Raw genomic sequence first — 22,229 nt, forward strand, 5'->3', positions numbered from 1 at the left:
TATTATCTTTGTGCTAAAGTTTCAAATATGAAGAATCTCCTTCCTTTTCTCGCCATTTTGACCATTACGTTTTGTGCCATCTCATGCACAGATTTTACGACTGATCGTGAGATTGTAGCTGGCCTTACGGAAGACATAAATTTCCTAGCCGATGATGCCTTGGAGGGTAGAGCGATTGGTACTGCCGGTGAAGTAAAAGCCGCTAATTATATCGCAAAGGCTTTTGAAGAAATTGGTCTGGATCCTAAAGGTACCGATGGTTATTTACAACCGTTTACCGTGAAAAAGGCAACTAATCCGCATGAGCAAGCAGTGATTGGTTCGACGGGTGACGGTGTTACAGGTCATAATGTGGCAGGGTTTATTGATAATAGTGCTGCTTTTACCATTGTCATAGGTGCCCATTTCGATCACTTGGGATATGGAGAAGAGGGTTCTCTTTTTAGAGGAGAGCCTGCTATTCATAATGGTGCGGATGACAATGCCAGTGGCACAGCCGCTGTTATAGAGTTGGCTAAGATCCTGAAAGCGAAACGGAGTAACTACAATTTCTTGTTTTTGGCTTTTTCAGGAGAAGAAAACGGATTATGGGGATCGAACTACTTCTCTAAAAATTCTACTGTAAGCCTGGACAGCATTAACTACATGATCAATATGGACATGGTCGGTAGGATGAATGAGGAAAAAACCTTAGCGATTAACGGCACAGGAACAAGCCCTGCCTGGACTGAAGTTTTGGATAAAGTCAATACGGATAGCTTAAAATTAGTTACTTCAGAATCTGGAGTTGGCCCATCAGATCATACCTCATTTTACCTACAAGATGTACCCGTGTTACATTTCTTTACTGGGCAACATGAAGACTATCACAAACCAACCGATGATGCCGATAAAATTAATTACAAAGGCCTGACTTTCGTGATTCGCTATATAGAACGCTTAATTGATGCGCTTGATGACAACGACAAACTTGCCTTCACAAAGACACAAGATAGCTCAGGTGACTCGCCAAGGTTTACCGTATCGCTTGGAGTAGTACCTGATTACCTTTATGACGGATCAGGCATGAGAATCGATGGTGTGACTGACGGTAAGCCTGCCGCTGAAGCTGGCATGAAAAAAGGAGATATTGTGGTAAAACTAGGTGACTCGACTATTGTAGATATGATGAGCTACATGCGCGCTTTAAGTGGCTTTGCATCCGGTCAACAGACTGTAGTGGAATACAAAAGAGGCGACGAGCTCAAAGCGGCAGAAATAAAATTTAAATGATATTTATCCGCACCTTACTGCTCTTTTTAAAGGACCGCGAATACAGAGGTTTGCTTATGGCTTCCGCCTTTATCGTGACTGTAGGTACAGTGGTATATCATTATGTTGAGGGCTGGAACTGGCTAGACTCGCTTTACTTTTCAGTGATCGCCTTAACGACTATCGGCTTCGGAGATTTTGCTCCCCAAACAGACCTCGGAAAGGCGTTTACTATTGTTTATATCATCGTTGGGGTAGGATTGATACTAGCTTTTATCAATACAGTCTACCTTCATTTTAGCCGTTTCCGATCAAATAACGACGAAAAATAAATTTTTCTCAATCTTTTTAGTCAGCATTGAACTCTTTTTTAGAATGAACGTTCTATTATTGAAATTATAATTCTGGAACAATCATTCTAAAAACAAAATAATGACAAAATTAAACAACAAAGTAGCCGTAATCACGGGCGGAAGTACAGGCATAGGTCTAGCAACAGCTAAAACATTCCTTGCCGAAGGTGCAAAAGTGGTCATCACTGGAAGAACACAAGAAACACTTGACGCGGCAGTGGCGGAAGTCAACAATGACAACCTAACTGCGATTCAATCAGATACTTCCAAATTAGATGAAATCGATACACTAGCAGCCCAGGTAAAAGAACAGTTTGGTACTATCGATATTCTTTTTGCTAATGCAGGTATCGCTTGGTTTGCTCCTATAGATCAAGTGGATGAAGCTTTCTTCGATGCACACTTTAATACAAATGTTAAAGGACTATTTTTCACAATCCAAAAACTACTCCCAATCTTCAATGATGGCGGATCAATCGTGTTAAACGCTTCTGCCGTGGTGCATAAAGGCTTTGAAAACGGAAGTGTTTACTCTGCTACAAAGGGTGCTGTGAGAAATTTAGCTCGTACAATTTCGACAGACTTGGCACCAAGAAACATCCGTGTGAATGTAGTAAGCCCTGGACCTATCGAAACACCGATTTATGGAAAGATGGGAATGTCTGAGGAGCAATTAGCTGGTATGGCTGAAGGCTTTGCAGCAATGGTACCGATGAAAAGATTTGGTGCTTCTGATGAAGTAGCTAAAGCTGTGCTTTTCTTAGCGTCAGATGACTCATCTTATGTTTTAGGGGAAGAAATATTAGTTGATGGCGGGATAGCAACGATCTAAGTTGCTAATTCTGGAACGTTCAGTTAAATTTAAAATGAAATGGTTGTCTTGGCATGAAGCATTAGTCGAGATAACCATTTCTAAAAGAAATTGAGACCATGGCTAGGACCAAAAATTTTGTTGAAAGTGAAGCGCTAGATAAAGCACTTGACCTGTTTTGGCAAAAGGGTTTTCATGCTACTTCTATCCAAGACTTGGTGAACCATTTGGGCATAAATCGCGCTAGCATTTATGATACTTGGGGCGACAAACATGGTCTTTATCTAGAAACACTTAAGCAATACCGAAGACATTCTTCAGGTCAATTTCTCGAGAAGTTACGCTCTCAAAAAACGGCTAAAGAAATCGTCCGAGACTTCTTGACTGATATAGTTGAAGACTCTTCTCAAGACGAGCTTAAGCGTGGTTGTTATTTGTCAAATTCCGCTACAGAACTTGCCTACTGTGATGAAAATGTAAACCATATGTTTACTGACAATCGCATGAAAATGGAAGCTGTTTTGAATGAGTTGATCAAAGAAGGGCAAGAAGCCGGAGAGTTTTCGACCAAACATAGTAGTGAATCATTCGCACGATTTATTTTCAATACCGCTGGGGGGCTTCGGCTTTTGGCCAAAGGCGAAATTTCTAAAGAAGAAATGGCCGATGTGGTAGATGTCGCAATTTCTGCCCTAAACTGAGTTATTTTAGGAACCAATTCTTTACTTTTTGCTTTATTAGGGCAACAAAAATTTAGTGCGATTTGAAATACGATGTTGTAATCATAGGTGGCGGGCCAATTGGGCTGAATTGTGCAATTGAAGCCAAAAAGGCAAATCTTAGCTACATCATTCTGGAGAAAGGAGTATTGGTTAATTCGCTCTACAATTTTCCAACCAACATGACCTTCTTTTCCACCTCTAATCTCTTAGAAATTGGAGATGTACCTTTTATCGCCCATGGGGATAAACCTACGCGGAGAGAGTCTTTGGAGTATTTTCGAAGAGTTCAAGAAAGCTGGGACCTACAAGTTAGCCTCTATACCGAGGTGACTGGTATGACTTCGAGCGACGATGGTTATTTGATTCAAACAACAAAAGGCGTATTTGAGGGCAAAAATGTTGTGGTCGCGACTGGCTTTTATGATACACCGCGAATGCTAGATATACCTGGTGAAGACTTACCGAAAGTTAAACACTATTATGACGACCCTCATCCATATGTTGATCAGAAAGTGGTGGTTATAGGAGCGGCCAACTCTGCTTGTGATGTAGCTCTGGAAACCTATTATAAGGGTGCCGAAGTGACCATGGTAATTCGAGAGTCAGAGATATATCCAAAAGTCAAATATTGGATTCGCCCTAATATAGAAAACCGCATTAAAGCCGGTGAAATTAAAGCATACTTCAATAGTACCGTGGAAGAAATAAAGGCCACTGAAGTTATAATAAATACACCTGAAGGACGGATTACTTTACCCAATGATTTTGTCCTATCGATGACTGGTTATAAACCTAACTATACCCTTTTTGATAGGCTAGGATTACATATTTCCGATGATGGTCATAAAACCCCAATTCACGATGAAAAAACTCTTGAGACACCTCTGAAGGGAGTTTACGTGGCAGGGGTAATCAACGCAGGCTTACAAACTAGCAAGTTATTTATAGAGAATACGAGACAGCATTCGGCGACTATAATGGAGTCAATCTTAAAATCAATGCACTAGCGCTAAGATGGCTTAATTTTTGAGTCAAATCGGGCTCAACTGAAGTTATCACTTGTGCTACTTAAGCTCTCCTTACTCTTTTACCGCAAAATGTATGGCCTATTTCTACCCATGCATCTAATCCTATACTATTATCGGTTTGGAGAAGCAATAGAACTCTCGTTTGGAATCGTCTTGGTGATAAAAGCGGTACAATTCCTTTCGATAGGTTTGTATTATGAATACCTGGGTGCGAAAAAGCTTACTTTTTACAAAAATGTCGGCGTTTCGCCCAAATCCATCTTCTGTGTCACTTTTCTGATCGATTTTATACCCACACTACCCACCTTAAACCTATTCTAAATGAAATTAGAAGTTGATGGAGTATTTTTTGAGGTTAATGGGAAGACAATTTTATCTGACATCTATCTAGACCTTAAAGTAGGCGAAGTTGTCGGGTTACTGGGTAGAAATGGTTCAGGTAAAACAACTCTTTTTGACTTAATCTTTGGTGCCAGAAAAGCCGATGACATGTCAGTGAGAATAGATGGTAGACCTTACAAAAAACCATTTAAAAACCAACTGCTGCAATACTTACCCCAATACGGCTACCTTCCTAATTTCTTAACAATCTCTTCGGCATTCGAATTTATGGGGATCACATATAAAGCGATAGAAGGCCTCTCTGATTGTTCCCCGAAAACGAAAATCGGTCATTTATCTTTCGGTCAGAAGAGACTCGTTGAAATTCAGTTACTGCTTGAATCAAAATCGACGTTTGTCCTACTCGATGAACCATTTTCAGGGTTGTCGCCTTTGAGCATAGAAATAATAAGTGCCAAAATCGAGTCGGAAAAAGACAAAAAGGGCATCTTCATTACAGACCATATGTATGGCGAAATCCTCTCGATAAGCGATAGGCTGATGGTGATGGAATCTGGAACTTTGAAACAGATTGAAAAAGATCCTACAGCGCTTGAATTTGCTGGTTACTTATCATCAACTTAATTAGATGCAGGTCGGGCGGCTAGTATCTTTAAACTCAAGCGATCCATTTAATATTGCAACCCATACTAGGTACCTGTGGCGCAGAAACAGGATTTCCTGATAATATTTCGTCCAAGGCCATTCTCATATCCTTGCCGGTGATCGGCTTTCCATTCCCTGGTCTAGCATCGTCTAATTGGCCTCGATAAACACAATTCAAGTCTCCCTCGAAAATATAGAAATCGGGCGTACAAGCTGCATCGTAGGCCTTTGCCACTGCCTGGCTTTCATCATATAGATAGGGAAAACCATAACCTACCCTTTTGGCCTCAATTTTCATCAGGTCTGGCGCATCTTGAGGGTAGTTGACTACATCGTTTGAGCTTATGGCAATGAAAGTAACCCCTTGCTTTTCATAATCACGGGCTAAAGCCACGATCCCCTCGTCTACATGCTTTACAAAAGGACAGTGATTACAAATAAACATAATCACGGTAGCCTTATCGGATTTCAATTGATCTAAGCTTAGTGTTTTTCCAGAGATCGTATCAGGTAACTGAAAACTAGGAGCCTTTGTGCCGAGAGGCATCATATTGGAGAGCGTTCTTGCCATATCAATTCTATGCTGAGTCAAGTAAAGATGGCTGGCAAATCATAAAAGACAAAGAAGAACGTCTAAAAACGGCAATAAATCGAAGCTTCTCGACTTTAACATCCTTTAACAAATCCACCCACAAGTTTTTGTACGGCATGCACATCTAACAAGGCAAAACAGAAATTAAAAATCATAAAAATTAAAGTCATGAAAACTCAAAAGTTAAAAAGATACGGTTTTGCATTAGCGACATTATTATTCCTAGGTACTACGGCACAGGCCCAAAGATTTCAGTCTAACGATAGACCTGAGCATCCTCCGCAAGAAATGGTCAAAGGACAAAAGCCTGGTAAGGGACAAGAGCAGGGACATAAAGGCCCGAAAATTCCTAACCTGACGGAGGAGCAAAAGGAGCAACTACATTCATTTCGATTAGAAAGCGAAAAAACCTCTTTACCAATTAGAAATGAGGTGGCAGAAAAGGAAGCCAGACTAAAAACCTTAGTCACAGCCGAATCTTACAATGAAAAGGCGGTAAATAAAGTGATCGAAGAGATTAGCGAGCTTAAAACCAGTCTAATGAAGTTGAAAGTTGCCGAAGGTCAGAAAGTAAAGAGCATTCTTACAGAAGAGCAGTTGGTCATTTTTAATAATCAAATAGCTGAAGGTCCTAAACAAGGGAAGGGAAAAGATGCTGGTCAGAAAGGTGGAGCACGCAGAGGACCAAACCATGGTAGATAACAGTCACATTTCCGAATAGTCATACAATCAATTACATTAGAGTAGCCTCATTTGGAGGCTACCCTTTTTTATTTCACAAGCAACATTGTCTGATCAAGATCTAATTCTAGCACTACAACAAAGATCCGAAAATGCATTTCGGACTTTAGTCGGTCAATATCAGGATCGGGTATATAATACTTGTCTAGGACTGTTGCAGAATGCTGAAGAAGCTGAGGAAGCCGCACAGGACGTATTTATAGAAGTTTATAAATCTGTGCCCAAATTTCGTGGTGATGCAAAGCTTTCCACATGGATTTATCGGATTGCTACTACAAAATCACTTGAGGTCATCAGGAAACGTAAAACACAAAAGAGATTTGCGTTTTTACAATCACTTACCGGTGGGGATCAAGATTATGAGAACACAAAAAGTGCGACTTTTAATCATCCAGGAGTAATTCTCGAAAATAAAGAACACGCCGAAACCTTATTTAAGGCGATCAAAGAATTACCAGATAGTCAGCGCATAGCTTTCACCTTACACAAAGTAGAAGGTCTTCCTTATCAAGAAATTGCTGAGGTATTAGAAACAAGTGTTTCGTCAGTAGAATCACTCATGTTTAGGGCTAGAAAAAATTTACAGAAGAAACTTAAAAGCTATTACGAAAAAAATTTGATGACTTAGCGCAAGTTAAATCATTGAAAGGCATCTAATTTCAAAGAAACCAAGATATGAAATCAGAAAAAGACATAGAGGAAAAAATAAATTTGACATTAAATAGTCTTGAGGGGTTGGGTAAAGCAGAGGCAAGTCCGTTTTTCTATAGCAAGCTGGAAGCAAGGATGCAAGACGAGCTAACTTCTTCTATTGGCAGGTTTGCTTTTATTGGAAACCTTAGAATGAGCGTGGCTGTGCTCGGTCTGATTCTGATTTTAAATTTTGCGAGCTTATTTTTACTCAGCAGTTCAAGTCAGGATACCTTTGAAGGAGAATCAGATATATCACTTGTATCTCAGGATTATTTTTCTGGTTCTGATGACTACGATTATCTAAATAGCTACTAAGATGAATCGCTTGAAAACAAATAAATATATAGGCGGGGTAGTCATAGCATTAGCTATTTTAAACGTCGTTTTGTTATCATTTCTTTGGGTAGGGCATCAAGAGATTCAAAAAACCAGACCAGAAAATGGGCTGAAAGTCTTAGAAGAGCGACTCAATTTAACTGACGAACAAAAGGAACAAGTAAAAAGCCTCCGTGATGTTCATTTTGAAGAAATTCAAAAATTCAGAAGAGCTTCTCAAGAAGCCAGACAAGAACTCCATAACCTTTGGGGATCTGACCACTCGCAGGATAAGGTTGACGTACTGACAAAACGCTTAGGCGAATTGCAAGTATCCCAAGAAAAAGCTACCTACGATCACTTTGCTCAAATAAGAGCACTCTGTTCACCCGAACAACAAGCAACTTTTGATAAACTAATCAAAGATGTGTTGCGACAGGGTAGTCAGGGCGGTCCACGGAATGGCCAGAGGCCTTTTCCAAATGATCGAGGTCGAGGAGGCCCACCTCCGCCAAGAGACGGACGATAGACGCTAATCGGTATTTCCATAGCCAGTTTGCAAAAACTAAAAATCACAGGTTATGAAGAAGTACATATTTTTATTGAGCGTAGCGCTTATTGTTTTTAGCTGCGACAACTCTGATGAAATCACAGAAATTGAAGAAGATATTAACCAAGATATCTCAGATGTAGTAGATCTACCCAGCACATTTTTTAACTACGCCAATCCAGATTTGCCAAATCATTTCACTAATGGAGAAGTTAGAGGAATTGATAATACTCCAAACGACAATCCAGTAACAGATGAGGGAGCAACTCTTGGAAGAGTTCTCTTTTACGACAAATTGCTTTCAGCGAATAACACCATCGCGTGTGCCTCCTGCCATTTACAGGAAAACGGATTTTCAGATCCTGATGCCTTTAGCACCGGTTTTGAAGGTGGCTTAACTGGCAGAAACTCTATGGGGCTGGCTAATGCAAGATATTATGATAATGGAAGATTTTTCTGGGATGAAAGAGCTAGCTCATTAGAAGAACAAGTCTTAATGCCAATCCAAGATCAGGTGGAAATGGGCCTAACGCTCAACGAACTTGTGAGCAGAATTCAAGAGGCAGACTATTATCAACCGCTTTTTCAAGAGGCTTTCGGCACGACTGAAGTTACTACCGATAGGATCGCATCCGCCATGGCACAATTCGTCCGGTCGATGGTTTCTTTTGAAGCCAGATATGACGAGGGGCTAATTGCTGCAAATGGAAACGAAAACGCGGATTTTGGTAATTTCTCTGAGCTTGAAAACTTGGGTAAACGGCTATTTTTTAGTGCAAGAACTCAGTGTTCCAATTGTCATGAAACTGCAACTTTTAGTGGAGATGCGGCGAGAAATAATGGACTTGACGCTACGCTTACTGACTTAGGTGTAGGTGGCGACAACGGCAATAATAATGATAATGGAAAGTTCAAGGTAAACTCTTTAAGAAACATTGCCGTCACAGGGCCATTCATGCACGATGGACGATTTGGTACACTCCGAGAAGTTGTAGAATTCTACAACAACGGCATTCAAAATAGTCCCAACCTTGACAGAAGGTTAAGAGGAAATAACGGTACGCCACGCAGGATGAACCTAAATGGTCAGGAGATAGACGCTTTGATTGCTTTTTTGAATACACTTACTGATAATTCCTTCCTATCAGATGACAAGTTCAGCAATCCATTCGTTAATCAGTAAAAGCATTGTAGTTCATATACTATATATTTTGGTTGAAGAAAAGGAGTTCATACGGGACTCCTTTTTGCATTTATATGCTATCTTATAATTGTGTTAAAGTCACAAGATTTTCAAACGCTTAAGTCGCTGAGGTTGGCATTACATCAGCATCCTGAACTTTCTGGTCAGGAAAAACACACCAGCGAAACGATCTTAAATTTTCTAAACAGCTATAGTCCATCGGAAGTATTGACTAATCTGGGTGGTTATGGTCTAGCGGCAATTTGGGAAGGGAGTGAAGATGGACCAACCGTTTTAATCAGGGCAGAATTAGATGCCTTACCGATTCAAGAGTCTAACTCATTTGCACATCGATCGACAAAAAAAGATGTATCGCATAAATGCGGTCATGATGGCCATATGGCGATCCTATGCGGTCTTGCTATGCAATTTCAAGCATCACCTTTATCAAAAGGACGCATGGTATTACTCTTTCAACCGGCCGAAGAAACTGGACAAGGTGCAAAAGCAGTGATAGCCGATGAAAAATTTAGAAATATCAACCCAGACTTTGCTTTTGCACTGCACAATCTTCCCAAGCACGATATGGGCACAGTTTATTGTAAAAATGGCTCCTTCTGTGCGGCGTCTACTGGGTTAAAAATCGTTTATCAAGGAAAAACAGCCCACGCAAGTCAACCCGAAACAGGTAATAATCCAGCTGTGGCTGCCGCTCAATTGGTCCATTGCTTGGAGCGCATCATTGAAACAAATGATTTTACCAAAAAGACCTTAATCACCCTCACTCATGCCCAAATAGGAGAAAAAAGTTTTGGGGTTTCGGCGGGTCGTGCGGAGACTTGGCTCACTTTGCGAGCTTTCGAAAAGCACGATTTCGATTTATTGCTCACCCTGGTTACACGAGAAGCCGAACTGATTGGGAAACGGTATGGGCTTGATGTATCATTGAGCCATCATGAGTCCTTTGAAGTCACCGAAAATGATTATCAAAGTGTCGAAATGGTTAAAAAGGCAGCTTTGAATCTCGCCATTCGTTATGTTGAGATGACAGAGCCGAACCCTTGGTCGGAAGACTTTGGATGCTACCTCCAAAACTGCCAAGGCGCGATATTTGGGCTGGGTTCTGGTCACGAAACACCAGATTTACATAATCCTGATTATGATTTCCCTGATGAGTTAATCGAACAGGGTGTTCGCATGTTCTGGCAATTACTAAATGATATTACTTCAACTTGATCAGTCTGGCTAAAACAAAAAAGCCGTACCCAAAATGGATACGGCTTTAGTATACTATATGTAATCATCTACTTATCTGTAGAATCTTCTTCCTTCTTCTTTTTAGAACCTCTTTTCTTTTTCACTTTTAGCGTCAGTTGATCTGACTTTCCATCGTGATCAGCATTCAAGGTATCTCCTTCATTGATATCTCCCTTCAGAATTTCTTCAGCGATCTGGTCTTCCAGATATTTCTGAATTGCTCTGTTCAATGGTCTTGCCCCGTATTGCGGGTCAAAGCCTTTGTCGGACAAGAAATCTTTGGCTTTATCGGTCAAAGTAACTTTATAGCCCATTGCCTCCACGCGATCAAGAAGCTTACCAAGTGAAATGTCAATAATTTTATGGATATCTTCTCTTCCTAACGAGTTGAAAATAATCACATCATCTAAACGATTTAGGAATTCAGGGCTGAAAGTCTTCTTTAAAGCCTTCTGAATTGTATCCTTCATCATTTGTTCTTCACCGTCGCGCTTAGTTTGCGTACTGAATCCGATACCTGAACCGAAATCTTTCAAGTCACGTACCCCGATGTTCGAAGTCATGATAATGATCGTATTTCTAAAGTCAACTCTTCTACCCAAACCATCGGTTAGGATACCATCATCCAATACCTGTAACAAAATATTGAATACATCTGGGTGAGCCTTCTCAATCTCATCTAGTAATACGACAGAATAAGGCTTTCTTCTTACTTTTTCGGTGAGCTGACCGCCTTCTTCATAACCTACATATCCCGGAGGCGCTCCTACCAATCTCGATACAGAGAATTTCTCCATATACTCACTCATATCAATTCTCACAAGAGAATCTTCTTTATCGAATAGATAGGTTGAAAGCACTTTGGCTAATTCTGTTTTCCCGACACCAGTTGGCCCAAGGAAAACGAATGTTCCAATTGGTTTTGCTGGATCTTTTAACCCAACTCGTGTTCTTTGAATCGCCTTAGTCAATTTGGCAATGGCTTCATCCTGACCGATTACTCTACCATTTAGTTGCTCACCCATGCCAACAAGTTTGGCTTGTTCTTTTTGTGCGACACGCTTCGTAGGAATCCCAGTCATCATTGCAATTACCTCTGCCACGTTATCTTCGTCAACAGTATATCGCTTCAGCTTACTTTCCTCTTCCCACTTAGCCTTGGCAGTACTCAATTGATCTATCAGCTTTTTCTCACTGTCTCTTAACTGAGCTGCTTCTTCATACTTTTGGCTTTTCACCACACGATTCTTCTCTTTCTTGATATCCTCGATGGCCTCTTCCAGCTTAACAATTTCGTCTGGAACGTGGATATTGTTGATATGAACTCTAGCTCCCGCCTCATCCAAAACATCGATCGCCTTGTCTGGTAAAAATCGATCAGAAATGTATCGATCAGAAAGTTTCACACAGGACTCAATGGCGTCAGCAGTATAGCTTACGTGGTGGTGTTCCTCGTACTTTTCCTTAATATTTTCAAGAATTTGAACGGTTTCCTCTGGTGTAGTCGGATCGACCATTACCTGCTGGAACCTTCTCGCTAAAGCACCATCCTTTTCGATATACTGTCTGTATTCATCCAAAGTAGTCGCACCAATACATTGAATTTCGCCCCTAGCTAGTGCTGGTTTGAACATATTTGAAGCATCGAGTGACCCTGATGCGCCACCAGCACCTACAATGGTGTGAAGCTCGTCAATAAAGAGAATAACTTCTGGCGATTTCTCAAGTTCATTCATGACCGCTTTCATGCGCTCCTCGAACTGACCTCTATACTTAGTACCAGCTACTAAAGAAGCTAAATCAAGCGTCACTACTCTTTTTCCAAAAAGGACACGAGATACTTTCTTTTGGATAATGCGTAAAGCCAAACCTTCAGCAATTGCACTTTTACCCACACCTGGTTCACCGATTAGGATTGGGTTATTCTTTTTACGACGTGAAAGAATTTGTCCAACACGCTCAATTTCTTTTTCTCGTCCAACGATCGGGTCGAGTTTACCATCCTCAGCATATTTAGTCAGGTCTCTACCGAAATTATCTAAAACAGGTGTTCTAGATTTCTCTCCACCTTTGCCTGAAGGCCTATCCGATCCCCCGCCTGAGCCGCCACTACTTCCAAACATTTTAGAAGAATCACCTTCTGGATCATCTGTATCTGAAGAGGCTAATGGGTTGTCAGTCTGGTATTCTAGCATTTCTTTTACTACTTCATAGTTTACGTCAAATTTCTCGAGAATCTGTGTGGCAATATTATCCTCATCCCTCAAAATGGAGAGTAATAAGTGCTCAGTTCCAATCAATTGACTTTTAAAAATTTTTGCTTCTAAATAGGTGATTTTTAGCACCTTTTCAGATTGTCTGGTTAAAGGAATATTGGCCAAGTTCTTCACATTGTGATTAGCCGTTCCTTTTGTTGCGCGTTCTATTGCTTCTCTAAGTTCTTCTAAAGAAGTACCTAGTTTTTTTAGGATGCTTACAGCAACACCTTCTCCTTCACGAATCATCCCTAGTAAAAGATGTTCGGTCCCGATGTAGTCATGCCCCAAACGAAGGGCTTCTTCCCTACTTAATGAGATAACTTCCTTTACTCTATTTGAAAATTTTGCTTCCATTTATTGCCTTTCTCAGTGACCCAAATTAAGCATTAAGCCACAATTTCAATATAACAAGATTATATCTTATGATCTACTAGAAACGTAATCAAAAACCTATTTGTTCACTAATCCAGCACCTGACTGATATAAAATATCCAATGCGTCGGGGCCAGTACAAAACAGCAAATCTAAGATGCTCACGTTGGGTACAAAGTCTTTGCCAAAGATCTGATGGTAAGGTTCTGGCCGAAACCATGCCAAGGTGTCCAGTGATTTTTTAGGATGGATGAGCGATCTCATGTCCATAATGTCATCTGAAGGCGATTTCTGGTACATATCAGTCTTCACAATCTCTACCTTTGTTCTCAGTAGTTTAAGACATAATGTCAGGAGCGTCTGATTAAAGTCAAAGAGCCTTTCGGGTGTCCTTTCGAACTCATCCTTGATATACTCTCCGTAAAAATCAAAAAACGGTGCTTTTCCATAAGCCGATTGAATAGCACGCCAGTGATTGTTCATCCACTTTTGCTTGTAGTCTATAGCCAAATCTGTAATTAAGATTTTTCGCCCACCGTGATGAACCGGTATACTTAGCGACTGGACTTTATTTGCCCCGACGATATGGCATCTATTTCTATAAGACTGCTTTTCAAAATGCTCTTGGGTTTCTAGAAAAACGACATCTGCCCGAACTATTAGGGAGAAATAAGCAATTGAAGGAAGGTACTGTGATTCTATTAATACTTTCATCAAAGCAAATCATCAAAGTCGCCCAACCCAGACCGAACGAGTTCAAGTTCATCATGAGAACAATCGACAACGGTAGACCCGACGTTGCCACCGTAGCCACCATCAATCACAACATCCACCAAGTTGCGATACTTTTCAAAGATCAATTCTGGGTCGGTTGAATACTCCAGCACTTCATCCTCATCATGAATAGAGGTTGTGATGATAGGATTGCCCAAATGCCTGACGATCTCTCGGGGAATATTATTATCGGGCACACGAATACCCACGGTTTTCTTTTTAGCATTCAGCACTTTTGGCACTTTATTACTGGCGTTCAATATAAATGTGAATGGACCTGGCAAAACCTTTTTCATCACCTTAAATATTGGAGTGCTCAATCTTTTCGTGTAAGCTGAAATTTCGCTTAAGTCGTAGCAGATAAATGATAAAGCCTGTGGTTTGGTGTTTTTGATTTGACAGACTCTTTGAACAGCCTTCACATTACCAAAATCGCATCCAATTCCATAGACAGTATCGGTGGGGTAAATGATCACACCACCCGACCGCAATACATCGACGATCTTATCTATTTTATCGATCTCAGGATTTTCCTCGTAAAGCTTGATGAATTCTGCTTCCATGACAATGACTAGACATCGAAGTTATGACAAATTGACTATTTTTGTGCCCTTATGCAGAAAAGAAAGCGTTTTATGATCGGTTTGGTGATCTTCTCGGTGATCCTCACCTCCTTCTCGTTCTACTTCTATCAAGTATTCTACGGCAGTAATATTCTGAGAGAAGGATCGGCGACGGCGATCTTAATTGACAATGACGATACCTTCGATTCGCTTCGCAATAAAGCATACGATCGTAAAATAGTAGACGATATTTTATCCTTTAGTTTCGTATCGAAAGTTTTAGGTTATCAAGACAACATAAAGCCTGGTTTATACCTTTTTGAACCCGAAATGACAAACCTAGCCATCGTTCGTAGACTGAGAGCTGGTGATCAGATACCGATTGACCTCACTTTTAACAACATTCGCTTTAAAGAACAGCTTGCCGATAAAATTGCGGAAAGTACCGGAATCAATAGATCGGAATTCTTATCGCTATTGAATAATGAGGCATATATCAATGAGCTAGGGTTTACCAAAGAGACGATCATGGCCATGTTCATCCCTAACACTTATGAGGTTTACTGGACCATATCAGCAAAAGGTCTTTTTTCTCGAATGCAAAAGGAGTTCGAGAAATTCTGGAATGCCGATAGAAAAGCGAAAGCTGAAGCTTTGGGGCTGACACCAGTAGAGGTGTCGACTTTAGCAGCTATTGTTCAAGACGAGTGCTCTATTCAAAGTGAAAGCCCTAAAATAGCAGGACTTTACGTAAACAGAATCAAGGAAAATATGCTCCTACAGGCTGACCCGACGGTTAAATTTGCGCTAGGAGATTTTACTATCCAACGTGTATTGACTGCCGATACTAGAATTGATAGCCCATACAACACTTATAAGTATCGAGGACTTCCTCCTGGGCCGATTAACTTACCAACCATCAAGTCCTTGGATGCGGTTCTGAATTACGAAAAGCATGACTATCTTTATATGTGTGCCAAAGAGGATTTCTCTGGTTATCACCGTTTTGCTAAAACGTTGACAGAACACAATAGAAACGCACGTCTTTTTCAACAAGAGATGAATAGAAGAAAGATATATCGCTAACTATGTATAGTGCCTCTACCCAAATTAGGGTAAGATATGCCGAAACTGACCAAATGTCTTATGTATACTATGGCAACTATGCCATGTACTATGAGGTGGGCAGGGTTGAAGCGTTGCGCCAATTGGGGTTTGAGTATAAAAGGTTAGAAGAACAAGGGGTCATGATGCCTGTTCATGACCTTGAATGTAAATACCTAGCGCCCGCCAAATACGATGAGCTACTGACTGTGAAGGTCATCATCAAAGAGTTACCAAAAGTCAGAATGATCTTTGAGTATGAAGTCAGCAATGAAGTGGGCGAATTGGTAAACCGCGGTAAAACAACGTTGGTTTTTATTAACATGGAAACGAACCGTCCGTGTAGAGCTCCAGAGGAATTAACTGATGTCTTAATGCCTTATTTCAAATGAAACGGAAATTTCTAGCACTCATACTAGAAAACCCGCTTTACTTAAAGCTAGTAGACCTTTTACAACATATAAAAGTTGGGAAAGCCAAGGTTGGTCTATACGACGCTATAATGATTTTTATACAGAAGCTGAGTAACGATAGGTTATTAGCCCGAGCCAATGGCGTGGCGTTTAGTTTTACTATGGCCATATTTCCAGCTATTATATTCTTATTTACCTTAACGCCTTACATACAGAATTTCTTCCCAGACGTCACAAATGATGAAATCATTGGTTTTCTGGAAAACATACTACCCGAAAACTTATACGCTGCTGCCGATTCTACAATTCATGACATTATCAATAAACAACGTGGTGGATTACTCTCCTTTGGTTTTGTGCTAACGTTGATTTTATCTACCAATGGCATGAATTCGCTCATGAGTGCCTTCAATGCCAGCTATAAGACCAAAGAAACGCGTGGTTTTTTAAAAATGAGATTTATTGCCACTGTTCTAATATTCATTTTAGCCTTATCGGTTTTAATCTCTGTAGGCTTACTAGTGGTTGGTCAACAGCTTCTTGAAAGCAACAGTGCAAGGGAGCTCATTCAGGAGAAAATTTCGATTGATATACTGATCGTTCTCCGATTTCTGGCCTTATATATTGTCTTTCAAGTAGCTATTTCGAGCATCTATTACTTAGCGCCAGCCGTACATAAAAGGTGGCACTTTATGAGTGTTGGTTCAGTTTTTTCAACCTTCGCCATTATCATCGCTTTTTTCGGTTTCTCCTTCTATATCAACAATTTTGGTACTTATAACCGCCTTTACGGATCTATTGGAGTACTATTGGTATTAATGGTGCTGTTGTTTATAATTTCCCTAATTCTATTGGTGGGATTCGAAATGAATGCGGCTTTCGACAAAGCGAAAACGAAAAAATTAGAGATAGAAAAAATTTAATTGAGCCCTACGGCTTGCACAAAAAAAAAGTCCCATTATCTTTGCAGACCCAAACGGAAGATCACACACAGAGGCGTGGCAGAGTGGTCGAATGCGGTGGTCTTGAAAACCATTGTACCGCGAGGTACCGGGGGTTCGAATCCCTCCGCCTCTGCATATAAAGAATGGTCCGTTCGTCTAGGGGTTAGGACGCCAGGTTTTCATCCTGGTAACAGGGGTTCGATTCCCCTACGGACTACTTTAAGGAGCTCAGCTTAATGCTGAGCTTTTTTTATGTCCTATGGGGGCTTACACTACAGGCTGGCCCTTCGCTATATTCTTCCGCTGGAAGAATCTTTAACGCTTAGTCCTCCTACGGACTACTTTAAGGAGCTCAGCTTAATGCTGAGCTTTTTTTATGTCCTATGGGGGCTTACACTACAGGCTGGCCCTTCGCTATATTCTTCCGCTGGAAGAATCTTTAACGCTTAGTCCTCCTACGGACTACTTTAAGGAGCTCAGCTTTATGCTGAGCTTTTTTTTGTGCCCTAGGGGGCTTACCCTCCAGGCTGGCCCTTCGCTATATTCTTCCGCTGGAAGAATCTTTAACGCTTAGTCCTCCTACGGACTACTTTAAATGAGCTCAGCTTAATGCTGAGCTTTTTTTATGTCCTATGGGGGCTTACACTACAGGCTGGCCCTTCGCTATATTCTTCCGCTGGAAGAATCTTTAACGCTTAGTCCTCCTACGGACTACTTTAAATGAGCTCAGCTTAATGCTGAGCTTTTTTTATGCCCTTAGCGAAAAAACATTTAAGAGTAAAAAGTAAATGCTCCACCTACACCCAAAAAGGAAGTAAATGGAGCATCATTAGTAAATAAATATCCGTTGAAAGATCTATTGTTTCTCGCTATAAATCGTCTTGAGCTTATTCAGAAGTGCTTCCCCCTTTAAGTTCTTCTCGATTACTTTCCCACTCGGGTCAACCAAAAAGTTTGTTGGGATAAGGAGTACATTATAATCTGTCGATGTTTGCTGAACATTATTATCTATTACATCTTTCCAGATGATACCGTCCTTCTTTGAAGCTTTGGCCCAAGGCTCTTTATTGACATCTGTTGACACACTTATAATTTCAAACCCCTTCTTACTATAATCTTTATAGATAGGGACTAAATTTCTGTTCTCGACTCTGCACGGCCCGCACCAACTAGCCCAAAAATCTATAAGAACATATTGGCCTTTAAAATCAGACAGTTTGACCTTATCACCTGCCAAACTTGTTAACTCAAAGTCAGGTGCTATTTTACCTATTTTGACTTGATTTGCATTAATCCTAGCTTCTATAGACTTGGCTAACGGAAGTTTTTTCAAACCCTCATCAATTACCTGAAAGTATTTCGCAACTTCTCTAGGCTTCATCAAAGGCATAGCATTGCGTAAGCTTACCAAGCTGTAATAGTCAGATGGGTTTTCTTCTAGTAATTTCAATGCAATTTCATGAGGCTTCCAATTCACTTTTTGCACTTCAGCTGTGATTGAATCAAATTCTGCTGATTTTGGATCTCTCTGATATGCTTCCAGCTGTTTTGCTAATAATACATCTGCTTCTCTATAGAATGGTTCTACCATATCCATATGGTCTCTATACTGACGCAGTACCGGACCACCCTCTATTTTGCTGTATTTCACTTCACCTTTTTCGCCAATTATTTCAATGTCTTTATCCTCTATATAGAAGACTGTAAATTCATTTTGGTGAAGTTCAACTTCCAGATTTTCAATGTAAAGCCCTACTAAAAGCGTATCTCTTGTATTTGTAGTAATACTAAATTTTTCATTTTTGAAAACGGCCGTCGCCAAGACCTTACCCGTTGAACCATGGGCTAGGGTCACTTTCGTGTTATCCGCAAAACCTTTGATAGTACCTTTAATGGTTATCTCTTTTGCTTGATCGTTTGAGGAAGACAGGCGGCCTTCAACGATAACACCTTGACCATACGATATTGAGATTAACGAAAAGATTAAAGCAATGAATATGAATAACTTCTTTTTCATGATCGTCTTTTTATTGGAATTGTTTGAACAAATTTTGAATGGTGATTTGAAGAAGAAATCACTCGTGTCTTAATGCATGTACAGGATTTCTGTTAGCGGCATTATAGGATTGGCCGATTACTGTTAAAACTGCCAGCATCATTGCCACAGAACCTGCCCCTACAAAGAGCCACCAAGTGAGTGGTGTTCTATTGGCAAAGTTTGAGAGCCATTCTACCATGGCATACCAAGAAATAGGCAGTGCAATTAAAAATGCTAGAGATACCCACTTTATGAAATTACCACTGAGAAGCCTCATTATCTGAAAAGTACTGGCGCCCGTAACCTTTCTGATACCAATTTCCTTTGTGCGCTTTTGGGTATCGTAAATCGCAAAAGTAAAAAGGCCGATAGAACTAAGAATTATGGCAACTACAGTGAATAACAAGAAGATTTGAGATTGCTTTTTTTCATAGTTGTAATGATTGTTGATGGTATCGTCTAGAATGGTATAAGAGAAAAACTTTCCTGGATATAAATCCTGAAATACGGACGTTATCTCTTGGGTAGTTTTCTCAAAATTCAACTCATTAATCTTAAAGGTGAATTCCGCTGATGATTCGCCTCCATCAAGCCATAAAACCAAAGGTTCGATTTTTCTGGATAGATGTTCGTAATGAAAGTCTTTCACCACACCAATGATCTCCCATGGTTCATTTTGACCACTCAGTGGACCAGATCCGTTGAGCCGAGCACCATTAACGCTTTCAATTCCCCAGTATTTCATAGCCGCTTCGTTTACTACCACCCTTTTAGTCATATAATTATCTAGAGAATCGGTAAAGAATCTACCCTCTACTAATTCTATCCCAAGTGTATTTACCAAGCCAGCATCTACATGTAGCATGCTTATCTGCTCAAATTCAAATTCACTATTCGCTAATTTCCAGAGATAGTCATTGATCTCTTTGTTCATCGGTAGCCTTGATTGAGTAAAGCTTTCTATACCTGGTATTGCTGACAATTGGTCCTTGAAGCTCTCATACTTTTGTTCTTGACTTTGAAGCCTTTTACTAAAATCCTCGTGGTCGCCTTGGAATACAACCAGATCAAAGACCTTGGCGCTAATCACATTTGAAGAATCAAACCCAAGCTCTTTGTTTTGCATGAACTTGAACTGTTTAAATACCACTCCAGTGGCCATTATCAAAATGATAGATAGTGTGTACTGTATAGTTGTGAGTATTTTGCCCGAATAGACTTTTTTAGATTGGATTGTTCCATCAATCAGACTTTTATTCGATTGAAAGCTCCTTGGCCGAAGTAAGGAAAGGATTGAAGCGATCAAGATGAAAATGATACAGCCAAGCGCGATTATTCCAAGTTCTTCATACCATCGAAAATGCAGCGTGAGATTAAGGAAAGAAGAGTATTTTTTCGCTACCAGCTCAAAGAGTCCAAAAGTTATGAGGGTACTCGCCAAGAAATAGATAAATCTGGATGTAGCAACCTCTAAATAGTTATCTACTTTTCTGGCACCATGAATCTGCTTGATTGCATTCGACTTACCCTGCGACAACAAGAAAGTCATTTGCATGTTTGTGAAGTTGAGACAACTGATAATCAGTATAATACCAGCCACCAACAACATGACTTGGATGTAAAACAAGTCACCTGTTTTTGAGAATAGGATATAATTCAATGGCTGTTCAAAGTAGTTATCACTAAATGCCGCTACTGAAAAATTATATCTCCTTAACTGACGGTTACCCTCCTTAATTTCTTTCAGTTTATCATTAAAATCGGCTTTGTCGAATGTGTTATTGGTCAAAAGCATGTTGATACCGCCAATGGCCCAAAGTTCTTGCGAATGTCTTGGAATTACATAGTCAAAATTGATCGTACTATTAGAAGGAATATCCTCCATAATGGCGGCTACTTGATATAGCCCATACTGCCCCACTTTTACAGGTTTACCAATGGGGTCAACATCATTAAAAATTTTCGTGGCAAATGAGGCTGTGAGAATAATATCGGTAGGATTCTGCAAAGGTTTATATTCATCTCCAACCTGTAGTTTAAAATCAAATATTTCAAAAAACACACTGTCGGTAACAATGCCTACAGTTCGATAGTCAACATTATCATATTCAATAGCCGTACGTTCTGGACGAATAGAAATTATGGTTGTGGTTTTTTCTATTTCAGGAAATTGACTGTAGTCTACATTCAAGAATTCTGCTAGATCAAATGGCCGTAAATTATCATTGGCACTTTGCTGAATAACAGGCATATAGATCTTATCGTAGTTGGAGTGAAACTGATCCGTAGTAAGTTCAGACTCAACCCATAAAAAAATCATGAAGCTACTGAGCACACCTAAAACCAAACTAGTCAAGCTGGCCAGCGTAATCAGTGTATTCTTTCTTAATAATCGGCTGCTGTATTTATAATGCATCCCTAACGAACTGAAAGGCATTTTCTGACTTGAGTTTAGTGACCTTACAATCCCTGGCCTGAATAATAGAAGTATATCCATATTCAGTTTTCGCTTAGCGTATCGTTCATTACGTCGCTCCGATCGGGCTGCATATCGCTCAAATAGATCTCCCTCAATATCATCTACATATTCAGGATCGCAGAACCACCTGAAGAATTTGAGCAATCTGGAAGTTGGGTTAGTATCTTTCACCTTTTCGCCTTATTTCCCAACATATTGAAGCGCGACATCAGGGATAGCATCCCATAGCTGCATCCTTTGTTCCCTTGTTTGTCTAATGGTATTTTTACCAAGGTGAGTTACCGAATAGTACCGCTTCTTTCGACCACCTCTTACTGCGGAACTTTCTCCAAGTTCAGATTGTAAATAGCCCTTTTTCTCTAGGCGCTTTAATACTACCTGCAATGCTCCAAGGCTTACTCCTCTTTCAAGCCTTTTTTCTATTTCCTCAATAATCGAAAACCCATAAGCGTTTCCGTGCAGGATAGCGACCGTCAGCATGACGATTTCTTCGAATTCTCCTAAGTGATGTTTTCCCATAATTTTCTTTATACCTTAAATGTAGTTTAAATAGTTTCAAACATGCAAGACTTTTCTACCTTATTTGTAGTATTAATCGAAAAATGTCGAATTTAGGGCTTAATAAAGGCTAACATCAACCAAGAATTTTGTTCGAATACGATCGAATGGCTGACCGCAAGCGTTCAGAATTCAATTGATTTGGACATGTTATTTATTATAAACCGTTACTGAAGGCGCTCAATGAAGATTTACTATTTTGGTACTTTGTTTGAATAAGAGCAACAAGCGTTGGCAAAAATC

The 22,229-nt window shown here is 40.2% G+C and carries 23 protein-coding genes and 2 tRNA genes; 18 read left to right on the forward strand and 7 right to left on the reverse strand.

Annotation, left to right across the window (positions count from 1 at the left end; genetic code table 11):
• Nucleotides 1–27: 27 nt before the first annotated feature.
• The 7 genes from BFP71_RS06365 (at nucleotide 28) to BFP71_RS06395 (ending at nucleotide 5,131) form a co-directional block, all read left to right on the forward strand.
• Nucleotides 28–1,272, forward strand: coding sequence for a M20/M25/M40 family metallo-hydrolase (locus BFP71_RS06365; protein ID WP_069834659.1), 1,245 nt, complete (start codon nucleotides 28–30; stop codon nucleotides 1,270–1,272).
• A complete protein-coding gene (locus tag BFP71_RS06370; RefSeq protein ID WP_069834660.1) occupies nucleotides 1,269–1,583 on the forward strand; it encodes a potassium channel family protein in 315 nt (104 codons plus the stop codon). Before BFP71_RS06365 ends, BFP71_RS06370 begins: the two co-directional genes overlap by 4 nt.
• 100 nt (nucleotides 1,584–1,683) lie before the next feature.
• Nucleotides 1,684–2,436, forward strand: a complete 753-nt coding sequence (locus BFP71_RS06375) for a glucose 1-dehydrogenase (RefSeq protein ID WP_069834661.1) — start codon at nucleotides 1,684–1,686, stop codon at nucleotides 2,434–2,436.
• Between the two features lie 98 nt (nucleotides 2,437–2,534).
• A complete protein-coding gene (locus tag BFP71_RS06380; protein ID WP_069834662.1) occupies nucleotides 2,535–3,116 on the forward strand; it encodes a TetR/AcrR family transcriptional regulator in 582 nt (193 codons plus the stop codon).
• A gap of 62 nt (nucleotides 3,117–3,178) precedes the next feature.
• Nucleotides 3,179–4,144 (forward strand): YpdA family putative bacillithiol disulfide reductase, encoded by a 966-nt coding sequence (locus BFP71_RS06385; protein ID WP_069834663.1) that lies wholly within the window; start codon nucleotides 3,179–3,181, stop codon nucleotides 4,142–4,144.
• A 54-nt stretch (nucleotides 4,145–4,198) separates the two neighbouring features.
• Nucleotides 4,199–4,486 (forward strand): hypothetical protein, encoded by a 288-nt coding sequence (locus BFP71_RS06390; protein ID WP_141719700.1) that lies wholly within the window; start codon nucleotides 4,199–4,201, stop codon nucleotides 4,484–4,486.
• Nucleotides 4,487–5,131, forward strand: a complete 645-nt coding sequence (locus BFP71_RS06395; RefSeq protein WP_069834665.1) for an ATP-binding cassette domain-containing protein — start codon at nucleotides 4,487–4,489, stop codon at nucleotides 5,129–5,131. It begins immediately after the preceding gene.
• Between the two features lie 34 nt (nucleotides 5,132–5,165).
• On the opposite strand, the gene BFP71_RS06400 is transcribed toward BFP71_RS06395, so the two are convergent.
• Complete coding sequence (locus BFP71_RS06400; protein WP_069834666.1) at nucleotides 5,166–5,723, reverse strand: thioredoxin family protein; 558 nt, start codon at nucleotides 5,721–5,723, stop codon at nucleotides 5,166–5,168.
• A gap of 189 nt (nucleotides 5,724–5,912) precedes the next feature.
• Here BFP71_RS06400 and BFP71_RS06405 point away from each other — a divergent pair, with 189 nt between their 5' ends.
• From BFP71_RS06405 to BFP71_RS06430, 6 genes are all read left to right on the forward strand, one after another.
• Nucleotides 5,913–6,446: a Spy/CpxP family protein refolding chaperone gene (locus BFP71_RS06405; RefSeq protein ID WP_069834667.1), complete on the forward strand. Its 534-nt coding sequence runs from the start codon at nucleotides 5,913–5,915 to the stop codon at nucleotides 6,444–6,446.
• Nucleotides 6,447–6,531: 85 nt separating this feature from the next.
• Nucleotides 6,532–7,113 (forward strand): RNA polymerase sigma factor, encoded by a 582-nt coding sequence (locus BFP71_RS06410; protein WP_069834668.1) that lies wholly within the window; start codon nucleotides 6,532–6,534, stop codon nucleotides 7,111–7,113.
• A gap of 47 nt (nucleotides 7,114–7,160) precedes the next feature.
• The gene (locus BFP71_RS06415) at nucleotides 7,161–7,493 is read left to right on the forward strand and encodes a hypothetical protein (RefSeq protein WP_069834669.1); all 333 of its coding nucleotides are present in this window, start codon (nucleotides 7,161–7,163) and stop codon (nucleotides 7,491–7,493) included.
• Between the two features lies 1 nt (nucleotide 7,494).
• The gene (locus BFP71_RS06420) at nucleotides 7,495–8,022 is read left to right on the forward strand and encodes a Spy/CpxP family protein refolding chaperone (RefSeq protein WP_069834670.1); all 528 of its coding nucleotides are present in this window, start codon (nucleotides 7,495–7,497) and stop codon (nucleotides 8,020–8,022) included.
• A gap of 52 nt (nucleotides 8,023–8,074) precedes the next feature.
• Nucleotides 8,075–9,226, forward strand: a complete 1,152-nt coding sequence (locus BFP71_RS06425) for a cytochrome-c peroxidase (RefSeq protein WP_069834671.1) — start codon at nucleotides 8,075–8,077, stop codon at nucleotides 9,224–9,226.
• A gap of 90 nt (nucleotides 9,227–9,316) precedes the next feature.
• Nucleotides 9,317–10,462, forward strand: a complete 1,146-nt coding sequence (locus BFP71_RS06430; RefSeq protein ID WP_069834672.1) for an amidohydrolase — start codon at nucleotides 9,317–9,319, stop codon at nucleotides 10,460–10,462.
• Between the two features lie 68 nt (nucleotides 10,463–10,530).
• Here BFP71_RS06430 and BFP71_RS06435 read toward each other — a convergent pair whose 3' ends face one another.
• The 3 genes from BFP71_RS06435 to BFP71_RS06445 all read right to left on the reverse strand — a co-directional run bounded on the left by BFP71_RS06435 (nucleotide 10,531) and on the right by BFP71_RS06445 (nucleotide 14,450).
• Entirely contained in the window at nucleotides 10,531–13,095 is a 2,565-nt protein-coding gene (locus BFP71_RS06435) for an ATP-dependent Clp protease ATP-binding subunit (RefSeq protein WP_069834673.1), read from the reverse strand.
• A 96-nt stretch (nucleotides 13,096–13,191) separates the two neighbouring features.
• Nucleotides 13,192–13,827, reverse strand: coding sequence for a WbqC family protein (locus BFP71_RS06440; protein WP_069834674.1), 636 nt, complete (start codon nucleotides 13,825–13,827; stop codon nucleotides 13,192–13,194).
• Nucleotides 13,827–14,450, reverse strand: a complete 624-nt coding sequence (locus tag BFP71_RS06445; RefSeq protein ID WP_069834675.1) for an L-threonylcarbamoyladenylate synthase — start codon at nucleotides 14,448–14,450, stop codon at nucleotides 13,827–13,829. The genes BFP71_RS06440 and BFP71_RS06445 overlap by 1 nt, the downstream gene beginning before the upstream one ends.
• Nucleotides 14,451–14,501: 51 nt before the next feature.
• Between BFP71_RS06445 and mltG the strand changes: the two genes are divergently transcribed.
• From mltG to BFP71_RS06470, 5 genes are all read left to right on the forward strand, one after another.
• A complete protein-coding gene (mltG, locus tag BFP71_RS06450; protein WP_069834676.1) occupies nucleotides 14,502–15,536 on the forward strand; it encodes an endolytic transglycosylase MltG in 1,035 nt (344 codons plus the stop codon).
• A 2-nt stretch (nucleotides 15,537–15,538) separates the two neighbouring features.
• Nucleotides 15,539–15,946, forward strand: a complete 408-nt coding sequence (locus tag BFP71_RS06455) for an acyl-CoA thioesterase (protein WP_069834677.1) — start codon at nucleotides 15,539–15,541, stop codon at nucleotides 15,944–15,946.
• Entirely contained in the window at nucleotides 15,943–16,890 is a 948-nt protein-coding gene (locus BFP71_RS06460; protein ID WP_069834678.1) for a YihY/virulence factor BrkB family protein, read from the forward strand. Before BFP71_RS06455 ends, BFP71_RS06460 begins: the two co-directional genes overlap by 4 nt.
• A gap of 69 nt (nucleotides 16,891–16,959) precedes the next feature.
• Nucleotides 16,960–17,044, forward strand: a tRNA-Ser gene (locus tag BFP71_RS06465).
• 12 nt (nucleotides 17,045–17,056) lie between these two features.
• A tRNA-Glu gene (locus tag BFP71_RS06470) sits at nucleotides 17,057–17,128 on the forward strand.
• Between the two features lie 639 nt (nucleotides 17,129–17,767).
• On the opposite strand, the gene BFP71_RS06480 is transcribed toward BFP71_RS06470, so the two are convergent.
• Genes BFP71_RS06480 through BFP71_RS06490 form a run of 3 tightly spaced genes read right to left on the reverse strand, consistent with a single transcriptional unit; the run spans nucleotide 17,768 to nucleotide 21,947 of the window.
• Nucleotides 17,768–18,928 carry a TlpA disulfide reductase family protein gene (locus tag BFP71_RS06480; protein WP_069834680.1) on the reverse strand — a complete coding sequence of 387 codons (1,161 nt, stop codon included), beginning with the start codon at nucleotides 18,926–18,928 and terminating at the stop codon, nucleotides 17,768–17,770.
• Nucleotides 18,929–18,986: 58 nt separating this feature from the next.
• Nucleotides 18,987–21,599 carry an ABC transporter permease gene (locus BFP71_RS06485; protein ID WP_088124918.1) on the reverse strand — a complete coding sequence of 871 codons (2,613 nt, stop codon included), beginning with the start codon at nucleotides 21,597–21,599 and terminating at the stop codon, nucleotides 18,987–18,989.
• A 9-nt stretch (nucleotides 21,600–21,608) separates the two neighbouring features.
• Nucleotides 21,609–21,947, reverse strand: a complete 339-nt coding sequence (locus BFP71_RS06490; protein WP_069834682.1) for a PadR family transcriptional regulator — start codon at nucleotides 21,945–21,947, stop codon at nucleotides 21,609–21,611.
• Nucleotides 21,948–22,229: the final 282 nt, after the last annotated feature.

Source organism: Roseivirga misakiensis, from assembly GCF_001747105.1.
Lineage (GTDB): Bacteria > Bacteroidota > Bacteroidia > Cytophagales > Cyclobacteriaceae > Roseivirga > Roseivirga misakiensis.

Excerpts from the sequence above, each read along its gene's own strand:
- BFP71_RS06415 (WP_069834669.1), top strand. The coding sequence starts at position 7,161 with ATGAAATCAGAAAAAGACATAGAGGAAAAAATAAATTTGACATTAAAT.
- BFP71_RS06425 (WP_069834671.1), top strand. The coding sequence starts at position 8,075 with ATGAAGAAGTACATATTTTTATTGAGCGTAGCGCTTATTGTTTTTAGC.
- BFP71_RS06480 (WP_069834680.1), bottom strand. The coding sequence starts at position 18,928 with ATGAAAAAGAAGTTATTCATATTCATTGCTTTAATCTTTTCGTTAATC.
- BFP71_RS06440 (WP_069834674.1), bottom strand. The coding sequence starts at position 13,827 with ATGAAAGTATTAATAGAATCACAGTACCTTCCTTCAATTGCTTATTTC.
- BFP71_RS06395 (WP_069834665.1), top strand. The coding sequence starts at position 4,487 with ATGAAATTAGAAGTTGATGGAGTATTTTTTGAGGTTAATGGGAAGACA.
- BFP71_RS06380 (WP_069834662.1), top strand. The coding sequence starts at position 2,535 with ATGGCTAGGACCAAAAATTTTGTTGAAAGTGAAGCGCTAGATAAAGCA.
- BFP71_RS06445 (WP_069834675.1), bottom strand. The coding sequence starts at position 14,450 with ATGGAAGCAGAATTCATCAAGCTTTACGAGGAAAATCCTGAGATCGAT.
- BFP71_RS06460 (WP_069834678.1), top strand. The coding sequence starts at position 15,943 with ATGAAACGGAAATTTCTAGCACTCATACTAGAAAACCCGCTTTACTTA.
- BFP71_RS06435 (WP_069834673.1), bottom strand. The coding sequence starts at position 13,095 with ATGGAAGCAAAATTTTCAAATAGAGTAAAGGAAGTTATCTCATTAAGT.
- BFP71_RS06400 (WP_069834666.1), bottom strand. The coding sequence starts at position 5,723 with ATGGCAAGAACGCTCTCCAATATGATGCCTCTCGGCACAAAGGCTCCT.
- BFP71_RS06405 (WP_069834667.1), top strand. The coding sequence starts at position 5,913 with ATGAAAACTCAAAAGTTAAAAAGATACGGTTTTGCATTAGCGACATTA.
- BFP71_RS06420 (WP_069834670.1), top strand. The coding sequence starts at position 7,495 with ATGAATCGCTTGAAAACAAATAAATATATAGGCGGGGTAGTCATAGCA.
- BFP71_RS06375 (WP_069834661.1), top strand. The coding sequence starts at position 1,684 with ATGACAAAATTAAACAACAAAGTAGCCGTAATCACGGGCGGAAGTACA.
- BFP71_RS06365 (WP_069834659.1), top strand. The coding sequence starts at position 28 with ATGAAGAATCTCCTTCCTTTTCTCGCCATTTTGACCATTACGTTTTGT.
- mltG (WP_069834676.1), top strand. The coding sequence starts at position 14,502 with ATGCAGAAAAGAAAGCGTTTTATGATCGGTTTGGTGATCTTCTCGGTG.
- BFP71_RS06370 (WP_069834660.1), top strand. The coding sequence starts at position 1,269 with ATGATATTTATCCGCACCTTACTGCTCTTTTTAAAGGACCGCGAATAC.
- BFP71_RS06490 (WP_069834682.1), bottom strand. The coding sequence starts at position 21,947 with ATGGGAAAACATCACTTAGGAGAATTCGAAGAAATCGTCATGCTGACG.
- BFP71_RS06455 (WP_069834677.1), top strand. The coding sequence starts at position 15,539 with ATGTATAGTGCCTCTACCCAAATTAGGGTAAGATATGCCGAAACTGAC.